The 23,792-nt window shown below is 69.6% G+C and carries 24 protein-coding genes; 14 read left to right on the top strand and 10 right to left on the bottom strand.

Translation table 11 applies throughout. The features are described from left to right. Nucleotides 1-105 precede the first annotated feature (105 nt). The 3 genes from ACWGDX_RS26080 (at nt 106) to ACWGDX_RS26070 (ending at nt 2,879) form a co-directional block, all read left to right on the top strand. Nucleotides 106-1,068 carry an ABC transporter substrate-binding protein gene (locus tag ACWGDX_RS26080; protein WP_453629282.1) on the top strand — a complete coding sequence of 321 codons (963 nt, stop codon included), beginning with the start codon at nt 106-108 and terminating at the stop codon, nt 1,066-1,068. Nucleotides 1,069-1,137: 69 nt separating this feature from the next. Beyond that, entirely contained in the window at nt 1,138-2,088 is a 951-nt protein-coding gene (locus tag ACWGDX_RS26075) for an amino acid ABC transporter permease (protein WP_453629280.1), read from the top strand. A 38-nt stretch (nt 2,089-2,126) separates the two neighbouring features. After that, nucleotides 2,127-2,879 carry an amino acid ABC transporter ATP-binding protein gene (locus ACWGDX_RS26070; RefSeq protein ID WP_363085977.1) on the top strand — a complete coding sequence of 251 codons (753 nt, stop codon included), beginning with the start codon at nt 2,127-2,129 and terminating at the stop codon, nt 2,877-2,879. Between the two features lie 137 nt (nt 2,880-3,016). On the opposite strand, the gene ACWGDX_RS26065 is transcribed toward ACWGDX_RS26070, so the two are convergent. Next, nucleotides 3,017-3,778, bottom strand: a complete 762-nt coding sequence (locus ACWGDX_RS26065; RefSeq protein ID WP_453629278.1) for a class I SAM-dependent methyltransferase — start codon at nt 3,776-3,778, stop codon at nt 3,017-3,019. Nucleotides 3,779-3,867: 89 nt separating this feature from the next. Between ACWGDX_RS26065 and ACWGDX_RS26060 the strand changes: the two genes are divergently transcribed. Next, nucleotides 3,868-4,515 carry a CGNR zinc finger domain-containing protein gene (locus ACWGDX_RS26060; protein ID WP_453629276.1) on the top strand — a complete coding sequence of 216 codons (648 nt, stop codon included), beginning with the start codon at nt 3,868-3,870 and terminating at the stop codon, nt 4,513-4,515. Here ACWGDX_RS26060 and sodX read toward each other — a convergent pair. Next, nucleotides 4,401-4,835 carry a nickel-type superoxide dismutase maturation protease gene (gene sodX / locus ACWGDX_RS26055; protein WP_453629274.1) on the bottom strand — a complete coding sequence of 145 codons (435 nt, stop codon included), beginning with the start codon at nt 4,833-4,835 and terminating at the stop codon, nt 4,401-4,403. The two genes, ACWGDX_RS26060 and sodX, sit on opposite strands and share 115 nt — an antisense overlap. A gap of 150 nt (nt 4,836-4,985) precedes the next feature. Between sodX and sodN the strand changes: the two genes are divergently transcribed. Continuing rightward, nucleotides 4,986-5,381, top strand: a complete 396-nt coding sequence (sodN, locus tag ACWGDX_RS26050; RefSeq protein WP_066955106.1) for a superoxide dismutase, Ni — start codon at nt 4,986-4,988, stop codon at nt 5,379-5,381. A 7-nt stretch (nt 5,382-5,388) separates the two neighbouring features. On the opposite strand, the gene ACWGDX_RS26045 is transcribed toward sodN, so the two are convergent. Both ACWGDX_RS26045 and ACWGDX_RS26040 read right to left on the bottom strand, forming a co-directional pair. Continuing rightward, nucleotides 5,389-6,528 (bottom strand): tyrosine-type recombinase/integrase, encoded by a 1,140-nt coding sequence (locus tag ACWGDX_RS26045; protein ID WP_453629272.1) that lies wholly within the window; start codon nt 6,526-6,528, stop codon nt 5,389-5,391. Nucleotides 6,529-6,552: 24 nt separating this feature from the next. Continuing rightward, on the bottom strand, nt 6,553-7,053 hold the full coding sequence (locus tag ACWGDX_RS26040; protein WP_453629270.1) for a helix-turn-helix transcriptional regulator: 501 nt from the start codon (nt 7,051-7,053) through the stop codon (nt 6,553-6,555). 121 nt (nt 7,054-7,174) lie between these two features. Between ACWGDX_RS26040 and ACWGDX_RS26035 the strand changes: the two genes are divergently transcribed. The 6 genes from ACWGDX_RS26035 (at nt 7,175) to ACWGDX_RS26010 (ending at nt 12,988) form a co-directional block, all read left to right on the top strand. Then, the gene (locus ACWGDX_RS26035) at nt 7,175-7,369 is read left to right on the top strand and encodes a helix-turn-helix transcriptional regulator (protein ID WP_030207232.1); all 195 of its coding nucleotides are present in this window, start codon (nt 7,175-7,177) and stop codon (nt 7,367-7,369) included. Between the two features lie 520 nt (nt 7,370-7,889). Continuing rightward, nucleotides 7,890-9,170: a DUF3631 domain-containing protein gene (locus ACWGDX_RS26030; RefSeq protein WP_453629268.1), complete on the top strand. Its 1,281-nt coding sequence runs from the start codon at nt 7,890-7,892 to the stop codon at nt 9,168-9,170. 315 nt (nt 9,171-9,485) lie between these two features. Then, entirely contained in the window at nt 9,486-10,061 is a 576-nt protein-coding gene (locus tag ACWGDX_RS26025; RefSeq protein ID WP_453629319.1) for a hypothetical protein, read from the top strand. Next, complete coding sequence (locus tag ACWGDX_RS26020; protein WP_453629266.1) at nt 10,051-11,748, top strand: relaxase/mobilization nuclease domain-containing protein; 1,698 nt, start codon at nt 10,051-10,053, stop codon at nt 11,746-11,748. Before ACWGDX_RS26025 ends, ACWGDX_RS26020 begins: the two co-directional genes overlap by 11 nt. A 57-nt stretch (nt 11,749-11,805) precedes the next feature. Next, the gene (locus ACWGDX_RS26015; protein WP_453629264.1) at nt 11,806-12,246 is read left to right on the top strand and encodes a hypothetical protein; all 441 of its coding nucleotides are present in this window, start codon (nt 11,806-11,808) and stop codon (nt 12,244-12,246) included. A 169-nt stretch (nt 12,247-12,415) separates the two neighbouring features. Continuing rightward, nucleotides 12,416-12,988 carry a hypothetical protein gene (locus ACWGDX_RS26010; RefSeq protein ID WP_453629262.1) on the top strand — a complete coding sequence of 191 codons (573 nt, stop codon included), beginning with the start codon at nt 12,416-12,418 and terminating at the stop codon, nt 12,986-12,988. A gap of 141 nt (nt 12,989-13,129) precedes the next feature. On the opposite strand, the gene ACWGDX_RS26005 is transcribed toward ACWGDX_RS26010, so the two are convergent. From ACWGDX_RS26005 to ACWGDX_RS25990, 4 genes are all read right to left on the bottom strand, one after another. After that, entirely contained in the window at nt 13,130-13,675 is a 546-nt protein-coding gene (locus ACWGDX_RS26005; RefSeq protein ID WP_453629260.1) for an HAD domain-containing protein, read from the bottom strand. Between the two features lie 37 nt (nt 13,676-13,712). Then, nucleotides 13,713-14,405, bottom strand: a complete 693-nt coding sequence (locus ACWGDX_RS26000) for a class I SAM-dependent methyltransferase (RefSeq protein WP_453629258.1) — start codon at nt 14,403-14,405, stop codon at nt 13,713-13,715. A gap of 1 nt (nt 14,406) precedes the next feature. Next, complete coding sequence (locus tag ACWGDX_RS25995) at nt 14,407-15,318, bottom strand: phosphotransferase family protein (RefSeq protein ID WP_453629257.1); 912 nt, start codon at nt 15,316-15,318, stop codon at nt 14,407-14,409. 78 nt (nt 15,319-15,396) lie between these two features. Further along, nucleotides 15,397-16,146 carry a hypothetical protein gene (locus ACWGDX_RS25990; protein WP_453629255.1) on the bottom strand — a complete coding sequence of 250 codons (750 nt, stop codon included), beginning with the start codon at nt 16,144-16,146 and terminating at the stop codon, nt 15,397-15,399. 223 nt (nt 16,147-16,369) lie between these two features. Between ACWGDX_RS25990 and ACWGDX_RS25985 the strand changes: the two genes are divergently transcribed. The 3 genes from ACWGDX_RS25985 to ACWGDX_RS25975 all read left to right on the top strand — a co-directional run bounded on the left by ACWGDX_RS25985 (nt 16,370) and on the right by ACWGDX_RS25975 (nt 21,880). After that, entirely contained in the window at nt 16,370-17,725 is a 1,356-nt protein-coding gene (locus tag ACWGDX_RS25985) for a tetratricopeptide repeat protein (protein WP_453629253.1), read from the top strand. 1 nt (nt 17,726) lies between these two features. Next, nucleotides 17,727-18,257, top strand: a complete 531-nt coding sequence (locus ACWGDX_RS25980) for an NUDIX domain-containing protein (protein ID WP_453629251.1) — start codon at nt 17,727-17,729, stop codon at nt 18,255-18,257. A gap of 560 nt (nt 18,258-18,817) precedes the next feature. Then, nucleotides 18,818-21,880 (top strand): hypothetical protein, encoded by a 3,063-nt coding sequence (locus ACWGDX_RS25975; protein ID WP_453629249.1) that lies wholly within the window; start codon nt 18,818-18,820, stop codon nt 21,878-21,880. Between the two features lie 517 nt (nt 21,881-22,397). On the opposite strand, the gene ACWGDX_RS25970 is transcribed toward ACWGDX_RS25975, so the two are convergent. Beyond that, a complete protein-coding gene (locus ACWGDX_RS25970; RefSeq protein ID WP_365903982.1) occupies nt 22,398-22,730 on the bottom strand; it encodes a hypothetical protein in 333 nt (110 codons plus the stop codon). 49 nt (nt 22,731-22,779) lie between these two features. Further along, complete coding sequence (locus tag ACWGDX_RS25965) at nt 22,780-23,598, bottom strand: metallophosphoesterase family protein (protein ID WP_453629247.1); 819 nt, start codon at nt 23,596-23,598, stop codon at nt 22,780-22,782. Nucleotides 23,599-23,792 lie beyond the last annotated feature (194 nt).

Genomic DNA, 23,792 nt, shown 5'->3' with positions numbered 1-23,792 from the left:
GGGCCAGTCCGAATGGCAGGATGCCCTAATCACAAATGGTCGCGGTACTCGAAGGCGCGTTCCCGGCCACTTGGCAGCTCCCCTCACCGCCGGAGGATCCTGATCATGATCGCACGCACCACCCGCCGTACGACCGCCGCGAGGTCCCGGATCGCCACGGCCGGCGCGATCGCGGTCGCGGGCACCCTGCTGCTGACCGCCTGCGGCGACCAGACGGACAGCGGCAACGGAGGTCCGAAGACCTCGGAGACGAACAAGGCCCCGCTCTTCGATCAGCTCCCCAAGGCGATCCAGGACAAGGGTGTCATCAAGGTCGGCTCGGACATCGCGTACCCGCCGATCGAGTTCAAGGACGAGTCCGGCAAGACGGTGGGCTTCGACCCGGACCTGGCGGACGCGATGGGCAGACAGCTCGGGGTGAAGTTCCAGTTCGAGACCGGCACGTTCGACACCCTGCTCACGGGTCTGCGCTCCAAGCGGTACGACATCGCCATGTCGGCCATGACGGACACGAAGGACCGTCAGAACGGTGTGGACGGCGACACCGGCAAGAAGGTCAGCGAGGGCGTCGACTTCGTCGACTACTTCACCGCCGGTGTCTCGATCTACACCAAGAAGGGTGACGACAAGGGCATCGCCGCCTGGTCCGACCTCTGCGGCAAGAAGATGGTCGTCCAGCGCAACACCGTCTCGCACGATCTGGCCGAGGCCGAGAGCAAGAAGTGTACGGCGGCGGGCAAGGGCAAGATCTCCCTGGAGCCCTTCGACAACGACCTGGAGGCCCAGACCCGGCTGCGCGCCGGTGGCGCCGACGCCGGCTCCAGCGACTTCCCCGTCGCCGCGTACGCCGTGAAGACCTCGGGCGGCGGCAATGACTTCCAGCTCGTGGGCGAGCAGGTCGAGGCCGCTCCGTACGGCATCGCCGTGGCCAAGGGCAACGAGCTGTCGAAGGCGCTGCTGGCCGCCCTGAACGAGATCATCAAGAACGGCGAGTACGGCAAGGTCGTCGCCAAGTGGGGCGTCGAGGCCGGCGCTGTCACGGAAGCCAAGCTCAACGGCGGATCCTGAGCCCGTCCGCGCACGGCTTCGAAACACAGCCTCGGAACACGGCCTCGAAGGCCCTGAAAGGCGACATCCGTGACGGTTGACATCCACACATCGGACGGCCCCCAGGACGGCCCAGGCGACACGGCACCCATCCCGCCGGAATCCATCAAGGCGATTCCGGTGCGGCACTACGGGCGGTACGTGTCCGCGGTGATCGCGATCGGCGCGCTGGTCGCGCTGGTCTACGCCTTCGCGAAGGGCGACGTGACCTGGGGCGCCATCCCCGACTACTTCTTCGACAGCCAGATCCTGACGGGCGTCAGGAACACCGTGGTCATCACGGTGCTCGCGATGGTGCTCGGGGTCGTGCTGGGCATCGTCCTGGCGGTGATGCGGCTGTCGAAGAACCCGGTGACGTCCACCATCGCGTGGTTCTACATCTGGTTCTTCCGCGGCACCCCCGTCTATGTACAGCTCCTGGTCTGGTTCAACCTGGGCATCGTCTTCGAGTACATCAACCTCGGACCGATCTACAAGGACGAGTGGTCCTCGTTCATGACCCCGTTCCTCTGTGCGCTGCTGGGCCTCGGGCTCAACGAGGCGGCGTACATGGCGGAGATCTGCCGGGCCGGCCTCCAGTCGGTCGACGAGGGCCAGACGGAGGCGGCGCACGCGCTGGGCATGAGCCACGGCAAGACGCTGCGCCGGATCGTCGTACCGCAGGCGATGCGGGTGATCGTGCCGCCCACCGGCAACGAGGTCATCAATATGCTCAAGACCTCGTCGCTGGCGGTGGCCGTGCAGTACACCGAACTGCTGCGGGCGACCCAGAACGTCTCGCAGAGCTCGGGCGCCACGGTCGAGATGCTCTTCCTCGCCGCGGTCTGGTACATCATCCTGACCTCGGTGCTCAGCATCGGCCAGTACTACCTGGAGCGTCACTACGCGCGCGGGTCGAGCCGCAGCCTGCCGCCGACACCGTTCCAGCGCGTCCGTGCCAATCTGCTCTCCCTCGGCCGGCCCAAGGGAGGCACGGCATGACCCGGACGGTGAAGGACGGCGATATGAACGGGACCCCGATGGTGCGGGCCGAGGGCGTCCACAAGTCCTTCGGTGCCGCGCACATCCTCAAGGGCATCGACCTGGAGGTCGCGCCGCGCGAGGTCTTCTGTCTGATCGGGCCCTCCGGCTCCGGCAAGTCGACCTTCCTGCGGTGCATCAACCATCTGGAGAAGATCAACGCCGGCCGGCTGTCGGTCGACGGCGAGCTGGTCGGCTACCGCCAGAGGGGCGACAAGCTGTACGAGCTGAAGGACAGCGAGGTGGCCAGGAAGCGCCGGGACATCGGCATGGTCTTCCAGCGCTTCAATCTCTTTCCGCATATGACGGCGATCGAGAACATCATGGAGGCGCCGGTCCAGGTGGCCGGCGAGACCAAGGCCGTGGCCCGTGCCCGTGCCGAGCGGCTGCTCGACCGGGTCGGTCTGGCCGACAAGGCCGGCAGCTATCCCTCCCAGCTCTCCGGCGGCCAGCAGCAGCGCGTGGCGATCGCCCGCGCGCTGGCCATGGAGCCGAAGCTGATGCTCTTCGACGAGCCGACCTCGGCGCTCGACCCCGAGCTGGTGGGCGATGTCCTCGATGTCATGCGCGATCTGGCCCAGGACGGCATGACGATGATCGTGGTCACCCATGAGATGGGCTTCGCCCGTGAGGTCGGCGACGCCCTGGTCTTCATGGACAACGGTGTGGTGGTCGAATCCGGCCATCCGCGCGAGGTCCTGACGAACCCTCAGCACGACCGGACGAAGTCGTTCCTGTCGAAGGTGCTGTAACGGAGGCATGGACCGGCGGAAGCATCGGCCGGCGGGGCGGTACGGACGACTCCGTACCGCCCCCGCCGTACGGCGCCGCCGTACGGCCCCCGCCGGCGCGGCGGTGGCTACTTGGGCGGTGGCTACTCGGGCGGTGGCTACTTCAGCGCGAGTACGAGGGTGTCGGAGGGCGAGGCCCACACCGCGCGCGCCTCACCGAAGCCCGCCTCCAGGAGCGTCCGCGTGTGCCAGTCCAAGGAGGGGGTGTCCCCGTCGGCGTGCTCTCCGTAGATCTCGAACCGCTCGGCGGTCGGCGCGGCGAGGACGGGGTCCTTGCCCGCGAGGTCCCACCAATCGGCCCAGTCGAGGGCGCCCGCGGCCCTGGCGCGGTCCATACCGGCGTGCCGGTGCGCGCGCTCCACCGCGTTGATCCGGGGGGTGTCCGGGTCCGTCATGTGGTCGGCGTTCATAAAAACGCCGCCGTCCCTGACGAGCCCCGCGAGCTGTCCGTACAGCGCGGCCAGCGGCGCGGTGTTGAGCCAGTGGAGCGCTGTCGCGGTGAGGACGGCGTCGTACGGACCGGGGGGCAGCAGCCGCGTCCAGCCGGGGTCCGCGAGATCCGCGGTCACGAAGCTCACGCGCTCGTCCCCGGCGAAGTAGCCCCGGGCGATGGCCAGAAGGGCCGGGTCGAGGTCGACACCGGTGCTGGTGGCGGCGGGGAACCGGCGCAGCAGCCGGTCCGTGATGCTCCCCGTGCCGCACGCGAGGTCCAGCACCCTCGGCTCCGGGCCCGCCACGGCCTCGACCATGTCCAGCATCACCCGGAAGCGCTCCTCGCGGTCCGGCATGTACCACTCCTGCTGGCGGTCCCAGCTCTCCTGCCAGGCCCGCCAGTCGGTCCCGGCCGCCGTCTCGGTCATGAGCGCCTCCCTTGTAATACCCTAGAGCCATAAACAGCCATTACATCCCTGCCCGCCCCGACTTTAGACCGCTTCCGTAAGGACTACAAGTGGAACTGGCCTCTTACTCGGACTCCGCCGTACGCCTGGTCAACACCGAGGAACCGGCCCGCGGCACGGACACCCTGACCTCGGTCGAGGCCGTCCGCGCCCTCTTCGGCCCCAGCTCCCAGGCGGCGCGCCGCGCCACCGACGCGGATGTCACCCGCTTCCGCTCGGTACGGGCCCGGCTGCGCGCGGTCTTCACCGCCGCCGACGCGGGCGAGGCCACCCAGGCGGTGGATCTGCTCAACTCGCTGCTGCTGGAGTTCCCCGTCAGCCCGCAGATCTCCGGCCACGGCTATCTCGACGACGAGGGCCATCCGCGCTGGCACATGCATCTGGCGGACCACCCCTCGAACGCGACGGCCGGATACGCGGCGACCGCGGCGATGGGGCTCGCGTTCCATCTGACCGAGTACGGGGTCGACCGGCTGGGGCTGTGCCAGGCGGCGCCGTGCCGCAACGCCTATCTGGACACCTCCACCAACCGGTCGCGCCGCTACTGCTCCGACCGCTGCGCGACCCGGGCCAATGTCGCCGCCTACCGGGCCCGCAAACGCCTGGAGACCGAGCGCTCCGCCGGGACCGGCCGTACCGCGGAGACCGTCCGCACCGCCGAGACGAGCCAGGAGATCACCGCGCGCACCGACCGCTGATCGCCCAGCGGCCGGTACCGCGCCCTGACCCGCCCCAGCAGCAGTTCCTCGGGCACCGTCCCGAACACCCGGCTGTCACCCTCGGCGCCGGGATTGTCCCCGAGCACCCACCAGCCGCCGTCGCGCCGCTCCACCAGCCGTTTCACGATGAGCAGGTCCTGTTGCAGCGGGTGTTTGAGCACCGCGACGTCGCCCGCCTTCACCGGGGCGCGATAGTGCACCAGGAGCTGATCGCCGTGTTTGAGCGTCGGATACATGGACGGACCCATCACCTCCGCGATCCCCAACTGCACTCTCGGCTGCCGCCCGTGCTCCGTCATCCGGCACCTCCCGGTCCCACGGTACGTTCCGCCACCAGTCCCATATTCACCCCGGACTTTTGTCCTAAGCCCTAGGGGGCACTCGCGAAATCAGACTTCTCACCGAGTAATGTCGCACCTGAGAAGACGATCACGAGGAAGGACAGCTCCATGCTTTCCCGCCTGTTTGCCCCGAAGGTGAAGGTCAGCGCCCACTGCGACCTCCCCTGCGGTGTGTACGACCCCGCCCAGGCCCGCATCGAGGCCGAGTCGGTCAAGGCCGTCCAGGAAAAGATGCAGGGCAACGACGACGCCCACTTCCAGGCGCGCGCCACGGTCATCAAGGAGCAGCGCGCCGAGCTCGCCAAGCACCATGTCTCGGTGCTCTGGAGCGACTACTTCAAGCCCCCGCACTTCGAGAAGTACCCGCAGCTCCACCAGCTCGTCAACGACACCCTCAAGGCGCTCTCCGCCGCGAAGGCGTCCACAGACCCGAAGACGGGCGAGAAGGCGCTGGAGCTCATCGCCGAGATCGACCGTATCTTCTGGGAGACGAAGAAGGCTTGATCTTAGATCATGCCCTCTGACCTGCGATTTCCTTGGTTGCAGTGTCTCCGAGTCCGCACCCGGTCCGCAGGCCGCCGAGAACGGCGTCCATGACGGTCCGGGTGCGGTCTTCTTCGCCCGGCCACAGGTGGGCGTAGATCCGCAGCGTGATGACGGCGGACGCGTGACCGAGGACCAGCTGGACCTGCTTGACGCTCGCACCGCCGGCGATGAGCGCGGAGGCGTAGAAGTGACGCAGGTCGTGGGTCACCATGTGCGGCAGCTCGACGGGCTTGCGGCCCTCGCGCTCGGCCGCCTGGAGCGCCTTGCGGGCGCAGTTCCATTCGGTCTTCCAGCGGCGGTAGTTGAGCGGTTCGCCCTCCTCCATGGTGAACAGCCACTCCTTGGAGGGGCGTGCGGCGAGGTGCGTGAGGAGCGCATCGGTGACGACTTCGCCGACCGGGACGGTTCGCCGGGACTTGGCGGTCTTCGGCGGGCCGATCTTCCCGGACTGGAGGCGCTGGCGCTCGACTCGGATGACGCCGACCTTGAAGTCAACGTCCGACACCTTGAGGCCGAGCAACTCGCCTATTCGCAAGCCTGATCCGGCAAGCGTGACGATGGCCGCGCGGATGTACGGCGGCATCGTGCGCGCCATGGTCTCGACCTGCGCAACCGTGGGTGGGGTGACCTCCTCGTCCTGCATGGGCGGGAGGGTGATCCGGCGGCACGGGCTGGAGGCGATGACCTTGTCCTCGACGGCCGCGGTCATGAGGCGTACGAGGACGTCGTAGACGTTGCGCACGCTGCCGGGACCGAGCTGCTCGGACAGGCTCTTGAAGAGCACCTGGAGGTCGTTGCGGTGTATCGCCGCCATGGCGCGGGCGCCAAGTGCCGGGACGAGGTGGAGCCGGAGCGCGTTGTCGGTGATCCGCTCACCCGCCTCGCTTGAGATGAGCGACTCCTCCCATTTCTTCGCGTACTTCTCGAACGTGATCCGTCCGGCCTGCGGGTCAACGTACTGGCCCGTGACGATGCTGGCCGTGACCTCGTCGAGCCAGCGCTGGGCGTCGAGCTTCCGGTCGAAGTGGCGGGCGTGTTCCTTGCCGTCGAGGTCGCGATATCGGGCCCGCCATTTGCCGTTGGGGCGCTTCTGGATGTTGGCCAAGTGGCCTCTCCTTCGTCTCGGTTGTCAGTAGTGGCCACCGTCCTCGATGTCGCCGCTGAGGGTGCGAGCGTCCCGCTCGTCGCCCATGAGGCGGAGGCACTGCTCGTGGATCGCCCGCGAGCTGTCGGGATGGGCCTTGATGTGGTCGGCGATGGCGACCACGGCGTGATGGAGGCGGTCGCGTGCGTCGCGGGCCTCGTAGAACGACTCGACGGCTTCTTGGACCAGCCGCCGACTGTCGATGTCGAGCCCCTCCAGGGGTGGGGACATCAGCTCTTCGAGGGGGAGCTCGAAGACGCGGGTGAAGGCAAGGGCCTCGTCGAGATTGATGCGTCGGCGAGGTGTGCCGTTCTCGATGCGCCAGACCGCTGTCTGGTTCATCTTGACGCCAGCTCTGGTCACCCGCTCCGCCAGCTCGGTCGTGCTCCACCCTCTGACCTCGCGCTCCAGGGCCACACGCGCGGCCACATTCCCCTCGCTGTAGAGCAGCGGCACCTCGCCACCCTCGGGCCTATCGCCTGCCACCGAACCTCCATCATCACCGTAGCTATCCAAATTGAAACATGAGCTTCCCGATTTGGGTAACCGGGGATCGTCGGGTACGACTCTATGCAGATCGAATCACCACCTACCCGAATGGGAATGCATGCGATACCTGACCACCGCCGAGGTCGCCGAGCGTTACCGCACAGCCGAGAGCACCGTCCGCTACTGGCGCCAGATCAAGAAGGGACCGCGCGGCATCAAGGTCGGCAAGCGGGTGCTCTACCCCGAGGCCGAGCTGCTGCGCTACGAGCGCACGCTGATCGACGGCCGAGACGAGTGGGGTCTGGCCTCATGAGCCGCCAGCAGCCCCGAACACAGCAACGGCCCCCGGCGCGCCAACGCCGAGGGCCGGAGATTCCCCAGCACGTCGCCCATCCCTGAACGCACGAACCGATGAGAGGCGGGACCTTGCCCGTCCCGTCCCTCACCTGAGAGGAACGTCGATGGAGGACTCTACGTCCCCCGCCACCTCGAACACATCCCACAAGGTCGTCTGGCCCGCCGCCGCGGTCCCCGGCCAGGGCATCCCGTGGCTCGGCCCGGACCGAGCGGACGGCCGGTCCGCCCTTCCGGGGGCCGGCGATCGACCGGACCGTGCCGCTGGTCCGGGCGGTCCGGGACCGGACCAACCCACGGCCGAAACCCGGACCGAAGTTCCGGACAACCCGGACCAGGAACCCGGACCGACGGAGAACGCGCAGCTCAACGGCCTATCGGACCGGACCGGGAACCCGGACCATGGGCCCGGTCCGGAAGCCACGAACCGCGCGGAGAGTTCCGGTCAGTCGGATGGCGAACCCGGACCATCGGTCCCGGTGGACCACGGTGATCCGGGGACGGTCCCCGAACCCGGACCGGGAATTGGGGACCGCGAGCGCGCCGGTCTCACGGCGGACCGGGACCAGGACGGGACCGCCGTACTGGACGAGCTGCGTGCCGCGATCGGCCGGTACGTCGTACTGCCGAGCGAGGAGGCCCTGACCGCAGTCACCTTGTGGGTGGCGGCCTCCCACATCCAGCCTGCCCTCCAGCACGCGCCGCGCCTGGCGGTGGTGGGGCCGACCAAGGGATGCGGCAAGTCCCGCGTCCTGGACGTGCTCCACGAGACCGTGTCCCGGCCGATGATGACGGTGAACACCTCGTCGGCGGTGGTCTTCCGGATCATCGGCGAGGACCCGCCGACACTTCTGGTGGACGAGGCCGACACCATCTTCGGCCCCAAGGCCGGCGACAAGGAGGACCTCCGGGGCCTGCTGAACGCCGGACACCAGCGCAACCGCCCCGCCTGGCGGATATCCGGGCCGGAACACAAGCCCACCGCGTTCCCCACCTTCGCCATGGCCGCGCTGGCAGGCATCGGCGACCTGCCGGACACGATCATGGACCGCGCCGTCGTGCTCCGCATGCAGAAGCGCAAGCCCGGCGAGAAGGTCGCCCCCTTCCGCTCCCGGCACTCCGTCCCGGAACTGAACGCGCTGCGCGACCGACTGGCCGCATGGCTGACCCCACTCCGCGGGACCGCGCACCGGCTGGTGCCACCGATGCCGGTCGAGGACCGAGCCGCGGACACCTGGGAGCCCCTGGTCATCGTCGCCGACATGGCCGGCGGCCACTGGCCCGCCCAGGCCCGCGCCGCCTGCCTGGCGATGACCCGGAACAAGGTGGTCCAGGACGAACAGACGACGCTGAAGACCCGGTTGCTCCGGGACATCCGCCGAGTCTTCGAGCAACAGGGCGACAAGGAAGCGCTGCGCAGCCACGACCTGCTCGCCGCCCTCCTCCAGGACGCAGAAGCGCCCTGGGCCGAGTACGGCACCAAGGGCCTAAACGCCTACCACCTGGCCAACCTGCTGCGCGACTTCGGCATCAGCCCGGCCAACCACCGTTTCGAGAACGGCAGGCAGGCCAAGGCGTACGCCCGAAACCAGTTCCTCGACGCCTGGGCCCGCTACTGCCCCGACCCCGCCCCACCGGCCCCCGCAGCCGGCGAGACCGCGCCCACACGTCGGGCCCAGGGCAAGCCACCGACCCCTCCGTCGGGGACGTTGCCCATCGGTCCGCCCGGCGGGCCTGCCGGCCCCAGGCCCACTCGCTGACACCAGCTCCGTATCAATCCGTCGCATCCGTCCCCGCGCAGGTCAGCGCGGGGACGGAGTTCCTCGCCGATACGGATCACTCCGTACCTGCGACCGCCTCCGTACCTGTCCTGACCAGCTACGGGACGGATGCAACGGACGTGACGAAGCCCCACCGCACACGACCACCGGAGCACCACCATGCCCGAAACGAGCACCGACAACGCCCCCACCCGCCGCCGCAAGGGATTCTTCGGCCTGACCCGCCGATCAGCAGCAAGCTGGAGCGAACGAGCCTCTAACGAGGCTTCGTCCGCGATTGCCCCCGCCCCAGGGGTGGCGGAGGAGAAGGCCGAGCGCCAGGGGGCGCCCGAGACGGAGGAGGGTGCAGCCGAGACCAGCTGCTCGCCCGCACCCGACTCCGTCGCCCCGAGTACTCAGCCGCCGACCGACGTCCAACCGCCCGTCGAGCAGCCCTCCTGGCGGGATCTCGATGCCCCCGTCCTGCCCGCGCTGATGAACCGCAAGCGCACGGTGGAGAAGCGCGACCAGGAGAAGACCATCCGCTTCACGCGGACCGCTGTAAGCGTGATCAGCGCCGCAGCCCACCAGCGCGGTCAGAAGTTCGCCGGATTCGTCGGGGACGCCGCCCTGGCCGTCGCGCTAGGCAAGGCGGGGCTGGTCGGCAGCCCGGAGGACGTCCCGGTCCGCCCGCTGATCGAGGCCGTTGAGGCACACACGGTCGCGCTGAACCGCATCGGCGGCAACCTCAACCAGATCACCGCAGCCATCCACCGAGGAACGGTGCCCGAGCGCGCCGAGGCGGTGCTGGACCGCGTCGAGCAAGCGGCTGAGAGCAGCTACCGACTGATCGACCAGCTCCTGACGGAGGGCACCGCGCATGGTTCCTGACGTCTCCACCGGCTCCGACACCCGCGGACTGATCGTCTACCTGTTCGGCCCCGGCCGCCGCGACGAACACACCGACCCGCACATCGTCGCCGCCTGGGACATGGACGGCGCCCCTGACCCCGGCCGCGACCCGGCAGCCACCTACTCCCTGCTCGCCAAGCGCCTCGACCACCATGTCGACCTGCGCACCAGGGAGCTGGGCGGCAAGAAGCCACCTCAGCATGTCTGGCACTGCCCGGTCCGTACCGCGCCTGGCGACCGCTACCTCACCGACGCCGAGTGGGCCGAGGTCGCCCGCCGCATCGTTCACGCCACAGGCATCGCCCCCGAAGGAGACGAGAAGGCATGCCGGTGGATCGCCGTGCGGCACGCCGACGACCACATCCACATCATGGCCACCACCGTCCGCGCCGACGGCCGCCGCCCCCGCACCCACCACGACGGACAGCGGGCCCAAGCCGAATGCCGAGAGATCGAGACCGAGTTCGGTCTGCGCCGCCTGAAGCCCGGCGACCTCACCGCGCCCCGCACTCCCACCGGCGCCGAACGTGCCAAGGCGGAACGCCAGGGCCAGACGGTCACGGCACGGCAGTGGCTGCGCGAGCAGGCGTACGCGGTCGCCGCCGCCGTACGAACCGAAGCCGACTACTTCACCGTGCTGCAGTCCCTCGGCATCAAGGTCAAGACGCGCCTCGGCCCCGAGACCGGCGACGTGATCGGCTACAGCCTCGCCGCACCTGGCGACACCAACGCGGCTGGCGAACCCGTCTGGTATGGCGGCTCGAAACTCGCCCCCGACCTCTCCATCAACCGTCTACGCGAACGCCTCCCCGACCAGAAGGTGGCCGACCACCCGCGGTATGTGGCGGACCCCACCGACCCATGGCGGCACACCACCACCGCCATCCACACCGCACGCACCGTCCTCGACTCCGATGACGATGCCGCCGCCCAAGGGCACCTGTCCGCCTTCGGCGATGCCCTGCACAACATCGCCAGCGCCGCGACCGGCCCCCACCGGGCGGAACTGCGGGCGGCGGCGATGGCGTTCAACCGCGCCCGCCGCTCCGCCACCCGCGCCGACCACCAGGCCGCCACCGCCCTGCGCAAGGCCGCCAAGGAACTCGCCTACGCCTCCAACAAGCCGGGCGGGCTCGCCGTCGCCCTGCTCTTCGCCACCGTGCACCTGGCCCGCGCCGCCGCCAAGTGGCACGAACAGCGCGGCCACGAACAGCAGGCCGCTGCGGCCGAGGAAGCCCTCCGCCACCTCCAGGCGGGCTACCAGCGGGCCGCCGCACCCGTCCTGGCCGACTTGGCCCACCGCGCACCACGAGCCGCAACCGCCCGCCGCTACGAGCAAGACGTTCGCGAGGCCCTCCCCGACCACACCGACCGGATCCTCGCCGACCCCACTTGGATCGCCCTGACCACCACCCTCGCCCACGCCGAAACTGCCGGCCACAACCCCCGACGCCTCCTGGCCGAAGTGGGCACCCAGCGGGAACTCGACAGCGCCGAGCACCCCGCCGAGGTCCTCCACTGGCGCATCACCGCTCAACCGAACCGGCGGACGCAAGCAGCTCGCAGCCGAAGCACCACCAGCGGCACCTCGGCCATGTCCGCCACGCCACACCCTCCGGCCACACCAGTGGCCATGAGGCCCGAAGAGCGCAGTCGACACCGCTGACCCCGGTCAGATGCCCTTCTGCGGGCGCGTGTCCTCATCACGCCATAGCCTTCCGGCGTGCGCTATCTCGCAGAACCATTCATCGTCGGCGTCCTGAAGCGGGGGCGTTCCGTCGAGCAGTTCCTTGGACCGACTGGAACCCCCGAGAGGCCGGGGGTCCGCTGGGTCGAAATACGACCGTCCCGAGGGTCCTACGAGGTCTACCTCCACACCGCTCTCGACTGCGAACCCCTGACTGGCGACCTGGATTCGCTGCCACCGTTGTTCGACGACGAGGAAGAGGACTTCGGCCTGCTCTTGGCAACCGCGAGTGAGCCGCTTGCTGCCATGCACGCTGCCGAGAGCCAAACCGGAGCCGCACTCGAACGCTGGGTGAACCAGTCCATGGCAGGCGATGAGTACCGCGACTACGTACTGGCCGGCCGCCCCGCAACGACACCTGACGACCGGCCGTGGCCCACTCCGCAGTCGTCGGCCGCCAGGTCGGCGACCTCGTAGACGATCAGCGGGACCCGTTATCCAGCCCTCGCGTGGGCACCGGAAGCCGTCGCCGGAGGCGATCGCTGAGTTCACAGCCTTTCGCGCCCGGCCGCACCCGGCAGTCTGCTGGTCGGTGATTGACATGATGGGCGCCGGTGAGTTCTCAGGTGTCTCTAGAGGAGCGACTATGGCGGTCAAGGCCGAAGCCGATTTCGGAGTCGCCGGACGGGACGAGTGGTCCTACGCGCCGGCTGTCGGCGTGGGACCGCTCCGGTTCGGTATGACCGTCGACGAAGTGGTCGAGGCGGCTGAGACACCCGGCCAGACGAAGGTCAGCGATTGTGCACCGGACCACGCGATCTTCTCGCCGACCTGGAAGGTCGAGGTCCGCCGTCACGGGGCGGCTCCTTCTCCATCTGCCGTCACAACCTATGTGAGTCAAGCTGTGGGCCTCTTCTGCATTGCTGTCGACGCCGTGTACGGTCCCCAGGTCGCATACGACGGAATCCCGCTGGTCGGGCGAGACCTGTCGGAGCTGGAGAGCGACGCAATCGCGTATGCCGAGGCAATGGACGTGTACTTCCGCTACACGCCCGAGGGCTACGCAGGACCGGATGATCCCGGGGTCGTCATGCGCGGGCAACTAGTCGGGCCGGTCCTCCGATCGCGCCCGTTGTTCATGGTGACGCGCGACGGCGCGAATACCGAATGGGACTCGATGCCCTCCGAGGAGTACCGCCTCAACGGGTCGACGGCCTGACGTGGCGTGACTCATGACGAGGAGGCCCGAATACGCCAGCCCACCACCCGAATACCCCAGCCCACCAGTCGAGGTCGCGTTCGGGCCGCCCGCTACGCACCCTGATGCCCTCGCTGTCCGTGGCAGCGAGGGCATCAGTCGTCAGGCGGCTCGGGCTACGGGAAACTGCGCGACCCACTTCGTCACCTCAGTCAGGTGCTCGGGCTGCAGCCCGAGGTGTGGGTCGGGCTGAACGAGAAGGGTCGCCGTTCCGCGGGCGGTGCGCTCCGCCGCCCAGGCGTGGTCGAGGCCGGTGAAGTCGTCGTCGATCCAGACGGCGGGGGCGTCGCCCAGCCAGGCGTCGACGTGGTCGCGCTTCCAGAGGTAGCCGTTGGGGTGGCTGGTAGTGATCTGGGGACGTGGCAGGTCGACGTGCGGCAGGGCCGGGAGGTCGAGAAGGGGCCCGATGAGGGTGGTGGCGTCCTGGCGCCAGCTGGTGCACCAGACGGGAGTGACCAGGCCGGTGCGGATCACGTCCATGAGAAGGCGGCCGTGGTCGGGGTTGAGCCAGACGGTGACCGGGTTGTCGGCGCTGCGGCCGGTGGGGACGACGTCGTGGCGGTCGTGGGTGGCCGGGGTCGAGCCGTCCGCGCCAGGGAAGGGGATCAGGACGCCGTCGATGTCGAGGAGCAGATAGGGCGGGCGCATCGGTTCCTCCAGGGGAAGCCGGGGCGACGGATGGCTGTCAGAGCTTGCGGGCGCGGATCAGCAGGGTGGTGGGCCAGTGGCCCCTGCGGGGGTCGGTGAACTCCTGGGCCGAGATGAGCCAGAAGCCGGCCTGGCCGAGGTGCCTCTCCCAGCGGTCGGTGTCGAACTCCCAGCGGGCGATGGGGAGCCGGGTGCGGTCGGGAAGAGTGACGTGGTCGTGGCAGGGACGGTCGTCGCCTGAGGGGCTTCGGCCGCCACGCTGCGGGTGCGGGACGGAGAAGGCGAGCACCCGGCCGGGCGTGAGGTGCTCGGCGACGGCTGGGAGGAGAAATTCGGGGGCTACGAGACCGACGGCGCCGAAGACGGAGTAGACGGCGTCGAACTGCTCTTCGGAGGCCTGCAGTTGGTGCAGGGCGTGGCCGACGACGAAGGTGAGGTTGTTCAGCCGTCCGTAGTGGGAGCGGGCCCGGCGGACCTGGAGGCCGACCAGGTCGATGCCGGTGACGTGGGCGCTGTGGCGGGTAGCGAGGTGGGCGGCGTTGTGGCCGGGGCCGCAGCCGAGTTCCAGGAGTCGCTTGCCCCGCAGGTCGGGGCCGAGGACGTCGGCTCCGGGCCCTTGGCCGGGTCTCGTCGTCCACTCCATCCGGGCGGGTACTGCCAGAGGTTCGGCGAGTCCGGCGGCGGTGCGTTGGAGGGCGTGGGCGTGCCAGGGGGATGCCTGGGCGAGCACGTCAGATCTCCAGGAGGTGGAGGACGTCGGTGAGGTGGCGGCGGACGGCCTTGATGTAGGCGGGGTCGGTTGCCGGGTCGTTGATCCAGCGGACGGCCTGCTCCATGAACCACTCGACGGCCCACATGCGGTGCCAGCCCAGGGCCCAGTTCTCGGCGGTGAGCCCGCCGCGCGGAGCGAGGGCGTCGGGGGTGCCGCCGACGGTGACGTACTGCTCCAGGAAGACGCGCAGGCGCACGGGGTGCGGGGGATCGATGGTTCCGTGCCAGCTGGCGACGTCGAGCAGGCCGGGACCCGTGAAGGCGCGGGCGAAGTCGAGCAGTCGCCAGCCGCGCTCGCCGATGTGGAGGCTGGTGGGGTGGAACTCGGAGTGCACCCAGCCGAACGGTTCCAGCGTCGCTCCGGCCGAGCGGGCCTCGGCCGCCTGGGCGATCCGGTCGAGTGCATCCTCGATGTCGTCGGCGTCCTGCCACCGGTCGGCCTTGCGCAGCCGTTCGAGATGCTCCAGCGCCCGAGTCGGCAGCGTGCGCAGTCGCTCCTGGTCGAGGACGGGCAAGGGAGGAGCCGTACGGGTGCCGTGCAGGACCACGGCCGCGGCGACGCCGTCGAGGTCGTCAGCCTCGCGGACGGACGGTCCGAGGTCCTCCATGAGCATGCCGAGCCAGCCGTCCAGGACGGCGGAGGCGTGGACCTGGGGGACGGGGACGCCGAGGGTGTGGGCCAGGCGGAGGGCCTGGTCCTCGCTGTCGAAGGGTTTCTTGGCGTATTTGAAGATGGCGGTGGCGCCGTCGGGGAAGGTCACGCGCTCGACGCCGGACATGGACCACACGCGTACCTCCTCCCGTACGGCGGTGGTCTGGCCGGTCGCGGTGAGCAGGTTGTCGAGGAGTTCGGTGCTGGGGTTCGTGGTCACGGGAGGGCTCCGGGGAGATGGTGGCGTCCGGGGCGGGCGACGGATGCCGGCCCGCCCCGGAGCCTGATCGGGTGGTGGTTACGCGGCGGGGTTCACGCGGTGGGCGTAGACCTGCTCGATCCAGCCCGCCTTGAACGCGGCGAGGTCGTCACGGAAGTTGGCCATCGAGGCGCCGTAGGGCGCGACCACGCCGCCGGACTGGTCCGGCACGGACTGGCAGCCGTGCACGAGCCGGCCGCCGAGCGCGGCGTGGGCCTTGATGGACTCGATCCGGCGGTGCTCGTTGAACCAGCCGCCGTGGTAGACCTCGTCGAGCATCCCGCCCATCTCGTCGTCCAGGTCGAAGACGACGGAGGTGGCGGCGGGGAAGAACCAGCACGGGCCGACGTTGGAGATGTGCCCGTCCAGCTCCACCTTGTTGAGCGCCATGAACGTGGCCGCCTCGCGCAGCATCCGCAGGTGGCCGGCGGTGATCTGCGGCAGGCCGAGGCCGGCCAGGTGCTCGTCGCGGAACAGGTACGCGTACACCTCGTACGCGGTCGCCAGGACCTGGGCGGCGTCGGACGTGGACTCACCGTGGTTCTTGATGAAGTCGAGCGCGAGCTGCTCGACCGCGCTCTCGGTCGTCTCGTCCACGTCCAGGAGCTGGACCTTGACCAGCTTCCAGTCGGCGACGAGCCAGGTGTTCGACTCGAAGCGGAAGAAGTACTCGGCCGGGTCGATCGTGATGCGTCGGCCGTCGACCTGGATGCCGGGCAGGCGGCTCCAGCGCGGGTCGAACGCCTCGGGCAGCTCGACCGTGATGGCCGTGGTGTCGATGGTGGTCACCGTGTCTCCGTCTCTGATCGGCCGGGTCCGGGCACAGGAATGCCCGAGCCCGGTGTGGGCGTACGGAACTTCGGGGAGCCGCCCGGACCAAGGGGGAGCCTGGATCACGGTCACGCCGTTCCGGGCAGCTGCTGATAAGTGAACCGATGGTCACGCTCAGTGGGTACGGTGGAAGCCAGTTGAAGCGGTATACGCGGTTTACAGCTCCAGGGCGGAGGTGATCATGGCGGCGCAGAGAGACCCCAACTCCCGTCTGCGCGACGCCATCGCGGCGGTCGACTGCACCTACGACGCCCTCGCCAGAGACGTGCGGCGCATCGCCGCCGAGAACGGCGAAATCCTCCAGACCAACAAGTCGGCCATCTCGCACTGGGTGAATGGCACCCGTGCCCCGTCCGGCCGGGTAGGTCAGTACCTGGCCGAGGCACTGTCCCGCCGAGCGGGACGCACGGTCACCCAGGCCGAGATCGGCCTCCAGATCGGTGATGTCGAAGAGCCGGCGGAATCCGACCCCGTCCTCGCGGTCACCGACCTGGGCCGGGCCGACGTCGAGCGCCGACGCTTCCTCGCCATCGCGGCCTTCACCACCGCCGGCGTCGCCATGCCGCTCGGTTACGACCACGAAGCCACCGCCCGCATGCTCCGCGCCCGCTCGGGCACGTCCCTGGTCGGCGCGGAGGACATGGACGTCGTACGGCAGATCACCGCGGCCTTCAGCGCCGCCGACGAGCGTCTCGGCGGCGGGCACGGCCTGACCACCGTCACCGCGTACCTCGCGGACACCGCCGCACCCATGCTGCGCGGACGCTTCCCCAGCGAAGTCTTACGCCGGGCCGCCTTCGGCGCTGTAGCCGAACTCACCTACCTCGCAGGGTGGAAGCACCACGACCTAGGCCATGAAGGCGTGGCCCAGCGCTACTACCAGGTCGGCTACAAGCTCGCCTGCGAAGCCGACCCCCACGGCCACGCCGCCTGGATGATGCGCGCCCTCGCCCACCAGGCCCTGAGCCTCAAGCAGCCCCACCACTGTGTCGACCTCGTCGAAGGCGCCCTGCGGCGCGGCCTCGGCCATGTCGACGGCCAGACCGAAGCACTCCTCCACATCACTCACGCCCGCGCCTACGCCGCGGTCAACGAGAACCCCTTGGCCGCGCGCGCCCTGCTTGCTGCCGAAGACGCCCTCCTCCGCGACGACGGCCCCCAGCCCAGCTACTCCCGCGTCAGCGGCCCCGCCGCCGGCACCGTGGCCAGCCACACCGCCCGCACCCTGACCGACCTCGCCGACCACATCGGCACCGAGCAGCAGCACCGAGACGCCCTCAACCGCTGGGACCCGGAGAAGTACAAGCGCGTCCACGCCCTCACCCACGCCGACCTCGGCGACAGCCTCGCAGCCCAGGCCCGTGCCGACGAGGCCGTCGCCGCCTGGACCCAAGCCCTGATCCTCATGGAGGGAATGACCTCCGACCGCACCCGTAAGGCGATCACGTCGATCCGCTCCACGCTCGCGGTCTACCAACGCCGCCGCGTTCCCGGCGCAGCCGATCTCGCCCGCAGCGCCCGCGAGGCCCTCGCCTAACATGCCCAACAACCCGCCCGCCGAAGGGAACACCGTGGCCCAGCAGACCAACGACCAGCCGAAGGCCCTCAAGCCGGCCCTGGAATCCATGACCCTGCTGGTCGCCGCCGTGATCGTCCACGACAAGGCCACCAACCGCGTCGTCCTCCTCCAGCGCAGCGAGAACGCCAAGTTCGCCCAGGGCCTGTGGGACCTCCCCGTCGGCAAGAGCGAACCGGGCGAACCCATCACCGAAACCGCGGTCCGCGAGCTCTACGAGGAGACCGGCCTCACCGTGAAGCCTGAGTCCCTCAGGGTCGCCCACATCATCCACGGCGCCTGGGGCGTCGAGGCCCCCAACGGCTTCCTCACGGTCGTCTTCGCCACCCACAAATGGACCGGCGAACCCGAAAACCGCGAACCCAGCAAACATGCCCAGGTCTGCTGGGTCGACGCCGATTCCATCCCCGTCGGCTTCGTAGACACCACGGCCAGCGCCCTCCATCGTTACCTCAACAGCGGTCCTCAGGTGTCACTTGACGGCTGGAAGTAGACGAGTACCACCTGTCGGACGACGCATGACAACAAACACGGCTGATTCCCACCTAACTCGACGAGCCCGTGTGTCCACATCGTCCATGCCGACAAGTGGGACAACCGTTTCCGATGAATCGTTCGCCCGTCCGCCGAACAACTCGACGTCCATTACGCCTTTCCCTCCGGATAGTGTCCTCAGCAACGACGATGTCCACCCTTCCGTCCCGCCGCCGCGTCCCCCACCGGACACCCCGCGCAACCTCGACGGCCAGCCTGAGCACGGTGAACCCCAACTGCAGCTCACTGTGGTGCGCTTGCACGAAATCCGCCGCCGCCAAACCCAGATCTACGATCATTCCCGTTCTCCTGCCTACTCGGTGACGCGGCGTCGACCGCCGCTGCCCCCTGGTTTAGGCGGGTGTGGAATCGTCCTGAAGGGCCATCGGACAGCCGCCGGACAGCCGACGAGTAGCACGGTGCGTGCCTGCGGGAACGTCCGGTGTCCGCTGTCCTGCGGACGTCCGGCCGGACATTGCCTAAGCTCGGGTCTAACCAGTGACCACGGGGAGGGGACGGGTGGCAGCGGGCTTTGGACAGGTCGACGGCAACGCGCCGAGCGCGGCACGGGAGTTGGCGCATCGGCTCCAAGAGGTAGCGCGAGGGGCGGGGTACTCAGGGGTACGGGAACTGGCCGACGGCAGCGGCGTGGGCCGCAGCACCGTCTCCGACGCGCTGACCGCACGGCGGGTCCCCACCTGGGAGAAGCTCGCCGCCCTGCTCCGCGGCTGTGACGTCACCCCCGACCGGGACTGGGCTGCAGTCAGAGAAGCCGCCCAGCGGGCGGTGAACGCGGAGAAGCGGGCCGCCCGCGCCGACGGCTCTGAGCCCTCAGCCGAGACGCCCCCTGAGGCGGACGAGCCCCCCGCTTTGGTAGGCCCGGGAACGTTCTCCATCCGCCCGCCCTACGGCGAGCTGCCGCCGCGTCTGCGGGGCCGCGATGCGTTGTTGGCTCAGCTGGAGACCAGACTGGCCGAGGGCGAGAGTCGGCCGCAGGTCCTGTGCGGCCTCGGTGGCTGCGGCAAGACCGCCGTGGCCCTGCACCTGGCCCGTCAGGCCCGGGATCGCGGGTACCGTGTCTTCTGGCTGTCTGCGGCCACCCCGGAAGGGCCCGTCACCGGTATGCGAGAGGTGGCTCGCGAACTGGGCGCCGACGACGGGGACATCGAAGCGGCCTGGTCTGGTCGCACCAGCGCCACCGATCTGGTGTGGGGCCTGCTCGACCGCGCCGAACACCCGTGGCTGCTGGTGCTGGACAACGCCGACGAACCCGCGTGGCTCGCCGCGCCAGGTGGCACGCCCGGCGACGGGACTGGCTGGCTGCGCTCAAGCCTCTCCGGCCTGACGGTGGTCACCACCCGGGTCGGCAACCCCGACGTCTGGGGCCGGGAAGCCGACACCCACCGGGTCGGCGTCCTTAGCCCCGCCGACGGGCGGGATGTCCTGCTCGACCTCGCCGGGGAGTCCGGCGGCCCGGCGGAGGCACAGACACTCGCCGAACGACTCGACGGACTGCCCCTGGCACTCAAACTCGCCGGCTCCCACCTTGCCCGCGCGGCGCGCGGCGCCGGACTCCTGCGCAACCGGAGCCGCCGGCCTGGCGGCCGGCTACGAAGCTTCGCGGCCTACGCCGACGCGCTCGGCGAGGTCGGCGCCGAACTGCTCGACCAGGGCGGGCACTGGCGGCCCGAGGAATCCGACGCCGAACGCGCGCACCGCCGTCTGATCGGCCGCACCTGGGAGTTGTCCCTGGACCTGCTGGAGGAACAGCAACTGCCGGAGGCCCGCACCCTTATGCGGCTGCTGTCCTGCTGCGCCGCGGCTCCGTTCCCCGTCGACCTGCTGGACCCCGATGTCCTGCCATGCCCGCCCAGCACGGATGCGGACCGGGCGGACCGGATCGACCGGGCCCTAGAGGCCCTGGTCGACCTGAACCTGATCGACGTCGTTGACATCGGGCCGAACGGTCTGGCCGACAAGGCGGAGCCGTTCCCGTGTCTCGTCAGCCACCGGCTGGTGCGGGAGGTCAACGCTCTGCGGCTCGCCGACGACCCACCTGAAGAGCGTCTGGCAGTGTGGCATGCTGCGGCCCGACTCCTCGCGCAGGGCGCGGCCCACGCCCCCGAACAGCCGGCCAACTGGCCCTGGTGGCGTCTGCTGGCCCCCCATGTCACTGCCGCCCTGGACGCCGCACCAGAGAGGAACGCCGGGACAGGAGACGACGCGCTGCTGCTGCCGCTGTTGCGGGCCGGGCTCGCCGCCTACGCCTTCTTCAACTTCTCCAACCTCCCCGCCTCAGACATGGACGCGGCACTCGCCCGCCTACTGCTCCGCCGAGCCGCCGTCCTCCCCGAAGACCACCCGGTGCGGCTGTCCGTCCGTCACCGCGCCACCCTAAGCCTGCTCGACGGCGAGGAGGAACTGCGTGAGTACGAGGACGTCCTGGCCAGCCAGCTGGCGGTCCAGGGTCCGGACCATCCCGAGACGCTGATCACCCGCTATAACGTCGCCCTCACCCGTCACAAGTATGGCCGGATCACCGATGCCGAGGAGGAAGCGGAACTACGCGCTGTCCTGGAAGCCCGCCGCCGGGAGCTGGGCCCCGACGACCCATTCACCCTTCTCACCCACGCCACCGTCGCCCAGCGCATGATGGCACGAGGCCACGGGGAAGAGGGGTCGCTCGCCGAGTACCGGGCACTGGCCGAGAACCTCGATAGCCGCACGCCGGGGGACCACCGCTTTCTACCGCTACACAACCGACACCAGCTGGCGCACGCACTGGACTCCGCCGAGCGGTGGGCCGAGGCCGAAGCCGAGTACCGCTCGGTGCTGACCGACCTGGAGGGGTATGGCGCCGAGGGAATGACGCACACGCTGTACTGGAGCATGCTCCAGTGCCTGTGTGACAACCTCGCCCACCAGGACCGTCGCCGGGACGCCATTGTTCTGCTCGACGCGTCGCTGCCCTGGTTCGACGGCAGTGGGGACAGGCGTTCTCCCACCCTCCCGGAGGCGCTCGGGCTCCGACACCTACGGGGCGACATGCTCCGGTACTGCGACCGCCCAGCCGAAGCCGAGCAGGAGATCCGCGCCGTACTGGCGGACCGACTACTCACCGTGGACGCTCGGGACTCGCAGGTGCTGTCCGAACGCCACTGCCTGGCCCACACGCTGAAGGCGCTGGAACGCCATGGGGAGGCGCAGGACGAGCTGCGGGAGGTCGCAAAGGCATACACCGACATCCTGGGAACCGCCGACGCCTACGCCCGGAAGGCGGCCTACTGCCTGGCCCGAATGCTGCACGCGCACGAGGGTCGGACCGAGGCGCTGCACTGGTACGAGCAGGCCCTCGCGGGAGAGATCACCGCACTCGGAGCCAACCACGAGGAGGCATTGATGACCCGCTTCCGCCTCGCCCAGTGCCGTCACGACCTGGGCCTGCTGCCGTCGGCGGAGGCCGCGGAGGCGTACGCGGCAGTCCTGGCCACTTTGGAAGACCGGCTCGGGCAGGACCACGCCTGGGTCACCACCGTCCGCAAAGCGCTGGACGCCATCGAGGCACGGAGGCCCAGCCAATGATTTGACATCCCCGCACCACCACTGACGCCTACGTCCTCATCCTCCCTAGTCGACCGCGTCGGCCTGCCCCTTTACCCTCACCTCGCCCCGAAGCTCGCGACATCTTTATCCATCATCTGACACTCATCCTCCACCCGGTTAAGGACCTCCCACTCGCACACCAGTGCCAGCGACCATGCCGTAGCGGAGAACTGCCCCATCACTAAGACGACCGCGTGCCGGTCCGCACACAGTCCGCAGGACACCCGCTCAAGGCCGTCGCCCCCCATCGCCACCAATCACTAAAAGGCCAGGTCAGCGACCCGCAGGAGACATCCCCGCAGGTCACCGACCCGGCCCGTTCCTAGGAGACGAAGAAGGCTTGATCTATTGATCAACCCCTCTGACCTGTGGTTTCCACCCCCACAGCGTCTACCTGACCGCACCCGGCCCCCAGGCCGCCGAACACGGCGTCCCTGACGGTCCGGGTGCGGTCATCTTTTCGGTCGGGGGACGTGTCCGTCCGGGGCGGGGGGGATCAGTCCTCCGGGAACGGGGTGTCGCTCCAGCGGAACCAGGCTCGGTCGCCCTTGATGTGGAGCAGGAACTCCGCGACGGGGCCGTCCGGGGAGTGGAGGGCGACCGCGTGTTCGACGGCGTCGTAGGACGCCTCCCACGCGTCCTGGTTCTCGTCGATGTGGTCGAGCAGTGCCAGCTCGTGGTCGAAGAGCGGCCGTACCGACTCGAAGGCCGGGCCGGGGGTGAACCGGCCGCTGAGCCAGGGGAAGTCGGCCACCTCGATGGCGATGTGCCCGACCGTCCGCCCGTCCTCGCGCGCCACGACGTGCCAGACCTCATCCGTGAAACCCACCGGCTCTCTCCCGCCTCCGTCTGCCGAACCCGTTCCGTCGGGCAGCATCTCAGAGGCGCGGACCGGTACGGCCGTCCCGGGGGCCGAAGATCTCCAGCGCGTCGGCGTCGCTCGCGCGGGCGTGGAGGAAGTAGTCGGCCCACCCGGCGATGCCGGGGAAACCGGACCGCTCCGTCAGCGCGGTGACGGCGGCGTCGATGTCGAAGTGGGTGACGCGCAGTTCGACGCCGGGGCCGAGCAGGGCCCAGTGCGCGCCCGGCCGGCCGTACGGCATGCCGACGCTGCCCGGGTTGACGACCTGGCGGCCGTGGGCGAGCCGTACGAAGGGCATATGGGTGTGGCCGCACACAACCGTACGGATGGACTCGTCGAGACCTTCGAAGACCTCCGTCCAGCGAGCGAGGCGGGAGTCGACGAGGACGACTTCCTCGTCGTTACGCGGCGTCGCGTGGCAGAACAGGACCTCGCCGAGTCCGGACACATGGAGCCGCCGTGTCAGCGGCAGCCGGGCCAACAGGGCGAGTTGGTCCTCACGCAGCCGGCCCGCGGCCCAGGAGGCGATCTCGTCCGGGATCGCCGGGGGCCGGCCCCGGCGCTCCTCGACCAGTTCGCGGTCGGCGTTGCCACCGATCAGTACGGCCCGCTCCCCCAGCTCCGCGAGCCGGTCGAGCACCTCGACCGGCTGCGGTCCCGCGGCGATGTCACCGGTCACCACGATGCGCTCGGCGGCGCGGACGTCGGGTTCCGCGAGCACGGCGTCCAGGGCGGGCAGCACGCCATGGATGTCGGAGAGCACGGCCGTACGGCTGACACGGGCCGGTGGGTGTGGAAGTGGAGGTGGGGATGGGGATGGAGGTGCGGTCGCCATGAAGCCCATCCTTCCCCGGGGCCATGGCGGACGACGCGCTGTTCGCCCGGCGCGGAAGGTCGGCCGGCTGGCGCGCGCGGGGCGCCGGGCGCGCGAGACGCGGGGCGCGCGGGGCACCGGGCACGCGGGGCACGTGCGGGTGCGGGGCGCCTGCGGGAGGCGGGCGGGCGTCACCGTCTTCGCCCGTACGGACG

The sequence above is a fragment of the Streptomyces sp. NPDC055025 genome, from assembly GCF_053608565.1.
Note: the sequence above shows the minus strand (reverse complement) of the source record. Positions and strands in the feature narration are given on the sequence as shown.

What these genes read in the sequence shown, in the direction of transcription:
- ACWGDX_RS26005 (WP_453629260.1), bottom strand. Translation starts at nt 13,675, where the DNA reads ATGCGCCCGCCCTATCTGCTCCTCGACATCGACGGCGTCCTGATCCCC.
- ACWGDX_RS26010 (WP_453629262.1), top strand. Translation starts at nt 12,416, where the DNA reads ATGGCGGTCAAGGCCGAAGCCGATTTCGGAGTCGCCGGACGGGACGAG.
- ACWGDX_RS25985 (WP_453629253.1), top strand. Translation starts at nt 16,370, where the DNA reads ATGGCGGCGCAGAGAGACCCCAACTCCCGTCTGCGCGACGCCATCGCG.
- ACWGDX_RS26035 (WP_030207232.1), top strand. Translation starts at nt 7,175, where the DNA reads ATGCGATACCTGACCACCGCCGAGGTCGCCGAGCGTTACCGCACAGCC.
- ACWGDX_RS26070 (WP_363085977.1), top strand. Translation starts at nt 2,127, where the DNA reads ATGGTGCGGGCCGAGGGCGTCCACAAGTCCTTCGGTGCCGCGCACATC.
- ACWGDX_RS25965 (WP_453629247.1), bottom strand. Translation starts at nt 23,598, where the DNA reads ATGGCGACCGCACCTCCATCCCCATCCCCACCTCCACTTCCACACCCA.
- sodX (WP_453629274.1), bottom strand. Translation starts at nt 4,835, where the DNA reads ATGACGGAGCACGGGCGGCAGCCGAGAGTGCAGTTGGGGATCGCGGAG.
- ACWGDX_RS26020 (WP_453629266.1), top strand. Translation starts at nt 10,051, where the DNA reads ATGGTTCCTGACGTCTCCACCGGCTCCGACACCCGCGGACTGATCGTC.
- ACWGDX_RS26065 (WP_453629278.1), bottom strand. Translation starts at nt 3,778, where the DNA reads ATGACCGAGACGGCGGCCGGGACCGACTGGCGGGCCTGGCAGGAGAGC.
- ACWGDX_RS25980 (WP_453629251.1), top strand. Translation starts at nt 17,727, where the DNA reads ATGCCCAACAACCCGCCCGCCGAAGGGAACACCGTGGCCCAGCAGACC.
- sodN (WP_066955106.1), top strand. Translation starts at nt 4,986, where the DNA reads ATGCTTTCCCGCCTGTTTGCCCCGAAGGTGAAGGTCAGCGCCCACTGC.
- ACWGDX_RS26080 (WP_453629282.1), top strand. Translation starts at nt 106, where the DNA reads ATGATCGCACGCACCACCCGCCGTACGACCGCCGCGAGGTCCCGGATC.